This window comes from Acidovorax sp. Q11 (genome assembly GCF_054950075.1).
Genome location: NZ_JBUDZG010000056.1, coordinates 1 through 8,514, shown reverse-complemented (window position 1 = coordinate 8,514; position 8,514 = coordinate 1). Strand labels below are relative to the sequence as shown.

Below are 8,514 nucleotides of genomic sequence, written 5' to 3'. Positions count from 1 at the left end.
TGAACACCAACGTTGGCGTTCTTCGCGGTTTCCTCCCCCGAGGCTTGTGCGACACCTGCCCTCAGGTCGGGGGCGCTCATCGCTCGGGGGTATTCCGGGCAGGTATCTCACAACCCTAAACAATATCAGACATTGAGAGGCCACAAGGAGCCATTTTGGACAGCTCGATTTTGGAGCGTTTGCTTACCCCGTCGTTTCTTGAGGAGCGCATCGCGCTGCATCAGAATCTCAACGGTGCATCGCTACTTTCGGCCGTGCCCAGCGCCATAGGTGCTTCGGGCTACCTTTCCGATCTGACCGGAGTGACGCTGGCATGGAGCCATGCCACAGGCGCTCCGACACGCGCCGTGTTGAAGGTGTCACACCCCGGGTTTGGCCAACCCGAACTTCCGTTCTACGAGCGTATTGCTCAGCACCTGAACAACCCGGTCATTCCCCGGTTTTACGCAGGGGGCGTGGATGAACCTACGGGCCGCACTTGGCTGCTGATTGAGGACCTGTCGGAGTCGCACCAACAGCCCAGCGAAGAGCCTTTGCCGCCAACGTTCGATCGCTGCGTCCACATTGTTGAAGCGCTGGCGCAGTTTCATGCCACCGAGTGGACCGGGACTGATGGTGGTGACGTCACTGTGCCCGGCATGGGCCCTACGCTCTGGAATCGGCTCCGGGCATCAGAATGGCTGTCAGGCACATGCGAGCGCCTGTTTGCGCAGGCCGGCGATGCGGTGGACGAGCGCACGCGGGACATCTACGCGAGGTTCCTGCCCGGGCTCCCGGCGCTCATCGAACGCGCCAATCAATTCCAGTACAGGACGTTGGTCCATGGAGACGCCCACGTCTGGAACTGGATGGTTCCACGCGAGAACTCGACTGGGGTAGCGAAGCTCATCGATTGGGATGGCTGGCATGTGGGAACCGGTGTCTGGGACCTGGCTTACATGATGGCGCTCCAGTGGGACCGCGCAGTGCGCCAGCGCTTTGAAATGCCGCTGCTGGACCGCTATCACGGGGTGCTTACTGCCCACGGGGTGACGGGCTATCCGCGTGCGACGTTTCAGGAAGACTATCGGCTGGCGGTACTGCTGCACCTGCGCACCCCGATGGCAAGGTTTGAGCGGGGCATGTCAGCCTTCGTCTGGTGGCCCCAACTCACGCGGGTTTCGCATGCGGTGGAAGATCTCGACTGCCTTGATTTGCTGAAGTGACCAATGGGCGCAATGGCTTGGGTCGTTGCTACCTTAGGGCTGAAAGGCCGCAGCTACCCTGGCGGAAATCGGCAAGGAGCGGACCTCCGGTCATGGTCTTAATCTCTCCAATTCGATTCAAAACGGTCGGACTACATGCTTGAACTAGAACCGGAAAAATATGCCTGCGTAGCCCATCTATTTAAAGCCGCGCACGTCGGCTCAGAAGTTTCAGGTATGGTCTTGTCGGGGAACTCGCTGGGCAAGGTGTTTGTCAACGCACAGAATGACTTTAGAGCGGCCTTCGTCTACGACAACGGCTTTTGTGTGCTCGCGGGCTCGGTCCCGAATCCTGGATTTGCAAGTGAGTGCCTTCAATGGCTCTACGACTATCCGCACCAGGATTTCTTCATTCTCTATCCGAGCCATGAGAGCTGGCTGCCATGTCTGGATTTGGCCAAGTCATCGTCAACGCAAAGAAGTCGACGTGTTGCTTTCCAGCTTGATAGAAAAAGCTTTGAAGCCCTTCGCTCTGAACAGCAGCTGCCACCCGGCATCCGTGTCGCCCCCATGGATGCGGCCATCATGCTAAAGGTCGAGGCCACTGTGTATCCCTGGATAGGGGGTACTTGGAAGTCCCCGGCCGATTTTGAGAAGCGTGGTGTCGGAGTTTGCGCATCGACAGAAGACGAAGTCGTTAGCCTTTGCTATTCAGTCTTCGTGTCTCACGGCAGCTACGCCATCGACATAATGACCGTTGAAAAGTTTAGGCGTCTAGGACTGGCACGGGCCGTAGCATCCGCCCTCATAGTCGAATGCGTGCACCGCGGCTTCCATCCGACTTGGGATTGCTACGAAAGCAACTTTGCTTCTATGCGACTTGCTAACGCGCTGGGTTTTAAGCCAGCGCGTGAATTTTTCGTCTATTCGTGGCATCGACAAAATCATTGAAAAGTTGGTAGCCCACGCAATCGTGCGGCAGCCTTGGGCCCATTCCAGCCCAATCTCAAAGAGCTACTCGACACCACACAAACTGCCAAAATCTCGGCTCCATCCCGCTCAGCCCGATCATCCTCCGGTCCCCCAGCAGGAGCGCCCCATGTCCCCCAAAACACCCTCTGCCTCTGGTTCAACGGCACGGCGCTGGAGGCGGCGACGTTCTACGCGGCCACCTTTCCCGACAGCGCCGTGGGGCGGGTGATGCATGCGCCCAGCGACTATCCCGCAGGGCATGAGGGCGATGTGCTGACGGTGGAGTTCACGGTGCTGGGCATCCCGTGCCTGGGGTTGAACGGCGGCCCGGCCTTCACGCACAGCGAGGCGTTTTCGTTCCAGATCGCGACGGACGACCAGGCCGAAACCGACCGGCTGTGGAACGCGATTGTGGGCAATGGCGGGCAGGAGAGCGCCTGCGGCTGGTGCAAGGACCGGTGGGGGCTGTCGTGGCAAATTACGCCACGGGTGCTGACGCAGGCCATCAACGACCCGGACCGCGCGGCGGCCAAGCGGGCCTTTGACGCGATGATGGGCATGCGCAAGATTGATGTGGCGGCAATTGAGGCGGCGTGGCGTGGGTGACGTGGGTGATGGCGGTGCCGCAGATTTTTCACTTTGTGTGGCAAATTTTCTGACTCAAAATCCTGCCTTGCGCCTGTCCAGCAATCTTTTTTAGCTATTTATTCAGTAGCACTTTATCTGCTACGCCCCATCACCGGCGCATGCAGCGCCATCAACCCCGCCACCCATTCAATGAACACCCGCACCTTGGCGCTCACATGCCGTTGGGGTGGGTAGGCCACGTACAGCGGCATCGGCTCCAGCGTCCAGTCCTGCAGCAGGGGCACCAGTTCGCCAGCCGCCACGTGGGGGCGGGCCATGTAGTCGGGCAGCCAGAGCACGCCCAGGCCCGCCAGGCCTGCGGCCAGGTAGGCGTTACCGTCGTCCACAGCGCAGATGTCGTGGCCCTGGGCGCTCACGTGTTCGGTGTCACGGCGCATCTCGAAAGGCAGAGGCTGGCCGGTGCGCGCCCACAGAAAACCCACGGTGCGGTGGTGCGGGCCTTCCAGCGCCTGCGGGTGCTCGGGCGTGCCCGCGCGCTGCAGGTAGCTGGGGGCGGCGTACACGCGCAATTGCAGGTCGCCCACATGGCGTGCGACGAGCGCCGGGTTGGTGAGGGCGCCACCGCGCACCACGCAGTCCACGTTGTCGCCCACCATGTCCACGGGGCGATCGCTCACGCCCATGTGCAGGAGGATGTCGGGGTACTGTGCGTGGAACGCGGGCAGCGCGGGGATGAGGACCAGGCGCGCAAGGGGGCTGGGCACGTCCACCCGCAGGCGGCCCCGGGGCGCGGCGGCGGCGATGGAAACGCTGGCATCGGCATCGTCCAGGTCGGCCAGCAGGCGCACCACGCGCTCGTAGTAGGCAGCACCATCGGGCGTGACCTGCACGCGCCGGGTGGTGCGGTGCAGGAGCTTCACGCGCAGGCGCGCTTCGAGCTGCTGCACCAGCTGCGTGACGGTGGTGCGGCTCAGGTGCAGGGTGAGGGCAGCCTTGGTGAAGCTGCCGGATTCCACAACGCGGGCGAAGGCCTGCAGGGCGTCAAAACGGTCCATGGCGTACAGGTAGTTGAGGCGTGCCGAAGGGGCGGCATGCCCGCCATTGTTTGGCGATCAGGAACAGTGATGCATAGATTAGCCTGTTTATCGAAACAACGCGCGCTTCTACAGTGCCTTCATCGCAATCATCTGCTCTGCAGAACGAAAGGAATCCCATGCCCCACCGTGATGTTGTCTTCCCCGCAGGCCGCCAGGCGCTGTACGAGCGCAACCGCTATTCGCCCGCCGTGCGCGCCAACGGCTTCCTGTTTGTCTCGGGCCAGGTGGGCAGCCGCGAGGACGGCTCGCCCGAGCCCGACCTGAAAGCCCAGGTGCGCCTGGCGTTCAGCAACCTCAACGCCGTGCTGCACGCTGCAGGCTGCACGTTTGATGACGTGGTGGACGTGACGATGTTCGTGGTCAACCCCGAGGCGAACTTCGAGACCGTCTGGGGCGTCGTGCCCGAGTTCTGGGGCGAGGCGCCCCACCCCACGCTGACGGGCATCGGGGTGACCTGGTTGTACGGGTTCCAGTTCGAGATCAAGGTGATCGCGAAGCTGCCGGACAGCCGGAGCTGATTGGATTGCCTGGAGAAATCTGAATGAAACAGGCCGTCACCGCGCGTCCATCATGCGCTGACAGCTATCCAATCAATAGCATCACAGGTTCGGCGCCAGCAGCCGCTCCAGCACCTTCTCATCCATGCCCCGGCGCTGGGCCATGTCGTGCAGTTGGTCTTCGCCGATCTTGCCGACGTTGAAATACACCGCGTCGGGGTGGCCGATGTAGAAGCCGCTCACGCTGGCAGCGGGCGTCATGGCCAGGCTCTCGGTCAGGCCCATGCCGATCTCTTCGCACTGCAGCACGCGGAACAGCTCCTGCTTGGCGCTGTGGTCGGGGCAAGCGGGGTAGCCGGGCGCGGGGCGGATGCCGGCGTACTTCTCTGCAATCATCTCGTCGTTGCTGAGTTGCTCGCCGGCAGCGTAGCCCCACAGGTCGGTGCGCACGCGCTGGTGCAGGCATTCGGCAAAGGCTTCGGCCAGGCGGTCGGCCAGGCTCTTGAGCATGATGGCGCTGTAGTCGTCCAGCGCATCGACAAAGGCCTGCTCCTTCTTCTCCACGCCCAGGCCGGCCGTCACAGCGAACAGGCCTGCATAGTCGGCGATGCCACTGTCCTTGGGCGCAACGAAGTCGGCGAGACACCGGCTGGGGCGCATCACGCCGTCGATCATCTGCTTTTCGGTCTGCTGGCGCATGCCGTACCAGGTCATGGCGACCTGGGTGCGTGTCTCGTCGGTGTAGAACTCGATGTCGTCACCCACGCTGTTGGCGGGGTAGAGCGCCAGCACGCCACTGGCACTGAGCCAGCGGCCTTCGATGAGCTTTTTCAGCATCGCCTGGCCGTCGGCAAACACGCGCGTGGCTTCCACACCCACCACTTCGTCAGTGAGGATGGCGGGGTACGGCCCGGCCAGGTCCCAGGTCTGGAAGAACGGACCCCAGTCGATGTACCTGGCCAGCTCGGCCAGGTCGAAGTTCTTGAACACGCGGCGGCCCAGCAGGCGCGGCGTGGGCGGCACATAGGTGCTGAAGTTGACGGGCGTGCGGTTGGCGCGTGCTTTCTCCAGCGACCACATGGGCGTCTGCTTTTTGTTGGCGTGCTGGGTGCGTACTTTTTCGTAGTCGGCGTTCAGTTCCTGAACGTAGTTCTGCACGCCATCGCCCAGCAGGCTTTGCGCCACGCTCACGCTGCGCGAGGCGTCGGGCACGTAGACCACGGGGCCTTCGTAGTGCGGCGCGATCTTGACGGCGGTGTGCACGCGGCTGGTGGTGGCGCCGCCGATGAGCAGCGGGATTTTCTTGATGCGGAAGTGGTCGTCCTTCTGCATCTCGCCGGCCACGTACTGCATTTCTTCGAGGCTGGGAGTGATCAGGCCCGACAGGCCCACGATGTCGGCGCCCTCGACCTTAGCACGCGCCAGGATCTCGTGGCAGGGCACCATCACACCCATGTTCACCACTTCAAAGTTGTTGCACTGAAGCACCACGGTGACGATGTTCTTGCCGATGTCGTGCACATCGCCCTTGACGGTGGCAATGATGATCTTGCCCTTGCTGCGCACGTCGCGCCCGGCCAACTCGTCCTGGCGCTTTTCTTCCTCAATGTAGGGGATCAGGTGGGCCACAGCGCTTTTCATCACGCGCGCCGACTTGACCACCTGGGGCAGGAACATCTTGCCCGCGCCAAACAAATCGCCCACCACGTTCATGCCGTCCATGAGCGGGCCTTCGATCACGTGCAGCGGGCGGCCACCCTTGGCGACGATGGCCTGGTAGGCCTCTTCGGTGTCTTCGACGATGAAGTCGGTGATGCCGTGCACCAGGGCGTGGGAGAGGCGTTCGCCCACGGTCTTGGGGTACTCGGGCGTGCCGCGCCATTCGAGCTTCTTGCTCTCGTCCTTGGCACCGCTCTTGGCGGTTTCGGCGATCTCGACCAGGCGCTCCCCCGCGTCGGGGCGGCGGTTGAGCACCACGTCTTCCACACGCTCGCGCAGCACGGGTTCCAGGTCGTCGTACACGCCCACCATGCCCGCGTTGACGATGCCCATGTCCATGCCCGCCTGGATGGCGTGGTACAGGAACACGGTGTGGATGGCCTCGCGCACCGGGTCGTTGCCGCGGAAGCTGAACGACACGTTGGACACGCCGCCGCTGACCTTGGCGCCCGGCAGGTTCTGCTTGATCCAGCGTGTGGCTTCGATGAAATCGACGGCGTAGTTGTTGTGCTCTTCAATGCCGGTGGCCACGGCAAAGATGTTGGGGTCGAAGATGATGTCTTCGGGCGGAAAACCCACTTCATCGACCAGCACGCGGTAGGCGCGTTCGCAGATCTCGATCTTGCGGGCGTAGGTGTCGGCCTGGCCCACTTCGTCAAACGCCATCACCACGGCGGCAGCGCCGTAGCGCTTGACGAGGCGCGCCTCGTGCTTGAACTTCTCCACGCCCTCTTTCATGCTGATGGAGTTGACGATGCCCTTGCCCTGGATACAGCGCAGCCCGGCCTCGATCACGTCCCACTTGGAGCTGTCCACCATGATGGGCACACGCGCGATGTCGGGCTCGGACGCGATGAGCTGCAGAAAACGCACCATGGCGGCCTTGCTGTCGAGCATGGCCTCGTCCATGTTGATGTCGATGACCTGGGCGCCGTTTTCCACCTGCTGGCGCGCCACGGCCAGGGCCTCCTCGTACTGCCCGTTCAAGATCATGCGCGCGAACGCCTTGGAGCCGGTGACGTTGGTGCGCTCGCCGATGTTGACGAACAAGGTGCCCTCGCCAATGGAGACGGGCTCCAGGCCGGACAGCTTCATGGGGGGCAGGGACGGGGCAGACGCGGACATAGGACTCACCTGTGCAGGGGCAGCAGAAAAACAGGTGAGCGTCGTTGCGGTGGGGCTTTACAGCTTTTTAGGTACCCAAGCCTGACGGCCCCGTCGTGGTGAGAGGCCGCTGCAACGCTCCTTGGGCAGGTGCGGATTTTACCGGGTGATGCGGGCAGGCGTTCGCCGCATCAGCGCACAGGCAGGAACTGCAAAAAGGTGCCGCCCACAATGCCCTGCACATAGCTGATGGCCGCGCGGCGGTACTTTTCGGTGGTGAAGGTGGCCAGCAGGTCCAGTCGCGCAATGATCTTGCCGAACTCGCGCTCGAAGCTCAGGTTGCGGCCCTGGGCGCCGATCTCGTCGGCCAGCAACAGCGGCTGGCCCTGGGCATTGCGGCGCTGTGCGAGCAGCCAGGCGGCGGTTTCGACATTGCGTGCGGCGTTGTAGAGGTGCTGGGCATCCACGCCGTCGAGCAAAAAGAACTCCGTCTTGCCGCCATGGGCCGTGATGACCATGTCGGCCGTGGCATGGATGAAGGCCGCCACGCGGTCGCCCGCAAATTCGGGTGCCAGGGCCAGCGCCATGGCGGCAATGTCGCGGCGGCCCTGCAGCGGGGCCCAGGGCTGACGCTGCAGCACGGCGGTGCGCAGCTGCTCCAGCGCCTGCTCGCGGCTGGTGGCGCTGCCCTTGCGCCATTCGGCGGGGTTGCGGCGGTAGAGCTTGTCGGCCAGGCGCAGTAGGCCGTCCAGGTTCTCCTGCATGGCCAGGGTGGCCATGCGGTTGGCATCGGACTGGGCCAGTTCGACGGCATGGGTGGGCGCACCCTTCACCTCGCCGCGCGGGGTAGGAGCATTGCTGGCACAGCCTGCCAGCACGCAGCAGGCCGCCACGCCAGCCCACCGACCCCGCAACCCCCGCAGCAGCAATAAAAACGGCCCACGCATGGGGCCGATTATGGGTGGCGACTGAGCGCCCATGCCCGCCGCCGAACTGCGGTTGACATTGTTTGAAGAAGCGCGCTCTAGGGCGTGTTGAGAATCATCGGGAGTTGATAACCGCAGCTGCGAGATGGATCATCGCCGCGAAGCTGGTATCCGTCTTGTCGCTGCGCATTGCGATGCGTTTGAACTCCTTGAGCTTGCCGAAGAAGTTCTCTATCAAGTGACGCCATTTGTAGACCTCCCGATCAATCTCCAAAGGTGATCGCCGACGCGGCATCTGTAAGATCACCACCTGTGCGCCGCGCTTGTCCAGCTCCTGGATCAACCAGTTCACATCGAAGGCCTTGTCGGCCAGCAAGGCATCAAAGCGCACATCGGCGATCAGCTCCTTCACCCCTTTGGTGTCATG

8 protein-coding genes and 1 riboswitch are annotated in these 8,514 nt (G+C 62.9%); of the genes, 4 read left to right on the top strand and 4 right to left on the bottom strand.

Annotated features, from left to right (window positions below; translation table 11 throughout):
- Positions 1-155: 155 nt before the first annotated feature.
- The 3 genes from ACYZGB_RS22415 to ACYZGB_RS22405 all read left to right on the top strand — a co-directional run bounded on the left by ACYZGB_RS22415 (position 156) and on the right by ACYZGB_RS22405 (position 2,762).
- Positions 156-1,205, top strand: coding sequence for an aminoglycoside phosphotransferase family protein (locus tag ACYZGB_RS22415; protein ID WP_462391170.1), 1,050 nt, complete (start codon positions 156-158; stop codon positions 1,203-1,205).
- A gap of 135 nt (positions 1,206-1,340) precedes the next feature.
- On the top strand, positions 1,341-2,135 hold the full coding sequence (locus tag ACYZGB_RS22410) for a GNAT family N-acetyltransferase (RefSeq protein ID WP_462391169.1): 795 nt from the start codon (positions 1,341-1,343) through the stop codon (positions 2,133-2,135).
- 90 nt (positions 2,136-2,225) lie between these two features.
- On the top strand, positions 2,226-2,762 hold the full coding sequence (locus ACYZGB_RS22405; RefSeq protein ID WP_462391171.1) for a VOC family protein: 537 nt from the start codon (positions 2,226-2,228) through the stop codon (positions 2,760-2,762).
- Between the two features lie 113 nt (positions 2,763-2,875).
- Here ACYZGB_RS22405 and ACYZGB_RS22400 read toward each other — a convergent pair whose 3' ends face one another.
- Positions 2,876-3,799: a LysR family transcriptional regulator gene (locus tag ACYZGB_RS22400; RefSeq protein WP_462391168.1), complete on the bottom strand. Its 924-nt coding sequence runs from the start codon at positions 3,797-3,799 to the stop codon at positions 2,876-2,878.
- Between the two features lie 158 nt (positions 3,800-3,957).
- Here ACYZGB_RS22400 and ACYZGB_RS22395 point away from each other — a divergent pair, with 158 nt between their 5' ends.
- Positions 3,958-4,359, top strand: coding sequence for a RidA family protein (locus ACYZGB_RS22395; RefSeq protein ID WP_462391166.1), 402 nt, complete (start codon positions 3,958-3,960; stop codon positions 4,357-4,359).
- An 81-nt stretch (positions 4,360-4,440) separates the two neighbouring features.
- On the opposite strand, the gene metH is transcribed toward ACYZGB_RS22395, so the two are convergent.
- The 3 genes from metH to ACYZGB_RS22380 form a co-directional block, all read right to left on the bottom strand.
- On the bottom strand, positions 4,441-7,191 hold the full coding sequence (gene metH, locus ACYZGB_RS22390; protein ID WP_462391164.1) for a methionine synthase: 2,751 nt from the start codon (positions 7,189-7,191) through the stop codon (positions 4,441-4,443).
- Positions 7,192-7,211: 20 nt separating this feature from the next.
- Positions 7,212-7,311, bottom strand: a riboswitch (S-adenosyl-L-homocysteine riboswitch).
- A gap of 41 nt (positions 7,312-7,352) precedes the next feature.
- Entirely contained in the window at positions 7,353-8,108 is a 756-nt protein-coding gene (locus ACYZGB_RS22385; RefSeq protein WP_462391162.1) for a hypothetical protein, read from the bottom strand.
- 94 nt (positions 8,109-8,202) lie between these two features.
- Positions 8,203-8,514, bottom strand: a 312-nt coding sequence (locus ACYZGB_RS22380) for a transposase (RefSeq protein WP_462391161.1), incomplete at its 5' end; no start/stop codon positions are given.

What these genes read in the sequence shown, in the direction of transcription:
- ACYZGB_RS22385 (WP_462391162.1), bottom strand. Translation starts at nt 8,108, where the DNA reads ATGCGTGGGCCGTTTTTATTGCTGCTGCGGGGGTTGCGGGGTCGGTGG.
- ACYZGB_RS22410 (WP_462391169.1), top strand. Translation starts at nt 1,341, where the DNA reads ATGCTTGAACTAGAACCGGAAAAATATGCCTGCGTAGCCCATCTATTT.
- ACYZGB_RS22395 (WP_462391166.1), top strand. Translation starts at nt 3,958, where the DNA reads ATGCCCCACCGTGATGTTGTCTTCCCCGCAGGCCGCCAGGCGCTGTAC.
- ACYZGB_RS22400 (WP_462391168.1), bottom strand. Translation starts at nt 3,799, where the DNA reads ATGGACCGTTTTGACGCCCTGCAGGCCTTCGCCCGCGTTGTGGAATCC.